2 protein-coding genes are annotated in these 757 nt (G+C 47.3%); one reads left to right on the forward strand and one right to left on the reverse strand.

Annotated elements, in window-relative coordinates; all coding sequences use genetic code 11:
* A partial coding sequence (locus ACTHUR_RS13660) for an ACP-like domain-containing protein (protein ID WP_440399073.1) occupies positions 1-148 on the forward strand: 148 nt, incomplete at its 5' end.
* 137 nt (positions 149-285) lie between these two features.
* Here ACTHUR_RS13660 and ACTHUR_RS13665 read toward each other — a convergent pair.
* Positions 286-757: DNA polymerase III subunit beta (locus ACTHUR_RS13665; protein WP_440399071.1), on the reverse strand; the 472-nt coding region annotated here is incomplete at its 5' end.

A 757-nucleotide genomic window follows, 5' to 3' on the forward strand; every position in this document is an offset into this window, starting at 1 on the left:
CACTGGCACTACTTTCACCAACCGTCAAGGTTATGCAATGTCTGCCGGTTTCATCGACAAAAACACCCACACTACTTCTGAAGTAGTTGGCGTGAACGCCCCTAACGGCTCATTCCTGGTGAAAAACTGCGAACCACGTCCACGTTAATCCCAGTTTTCCTATTTAACCGAATCATCCCGGTTTAATCAAAAGGCCGTCTGAAAAACAATTTTCAGACGGCCTTTTGATTCAATCCTATAAAAAAGAGCGTGTCCCGTACACGCTCTTTTTGTTTGTTCACCCAATTAAATACGCATCGGCATCACGATGTATTTGAAATTCGGATTGTTCGGCACAGTAAACAGCGTTGAACGGTTGGCATCGCCGAAAGCAAGCTGCATATCATCGGAGTGGATGTTACGTAACACATCCATCAAGTAGCCGATGTTGAAACCGACTTCGAGTTCTCCGCCTTGATAAGCGATTTCAAGCTCTTCGCGTGCTTCTTCCTGCTCGTTGTTGCTACATACAACACTCAGCAAACCAGGCTGCAGGAACAGTCGCGCGCCGCGGAATTTTTCATTGGCAAGAATGGCGGCACGTTCAAGCGCACCCAAAAGCTGGGTACGGGATACGAGGAAAATCTTGTCGTTATCCAAAGGAATCACGCGGTTAAAGTCAGGGAATTTGCCATCGATGACTTTGCTGACAATGGTCGTGCCATTGCATTGGAAGCGTACTTGATTGTCCAAAAGCTCAACGGTGATGGACTCGGAC

The sequence above is a fragment of the Neisseria sp. P0021.S007 genome, assembly GCF_051956855.1.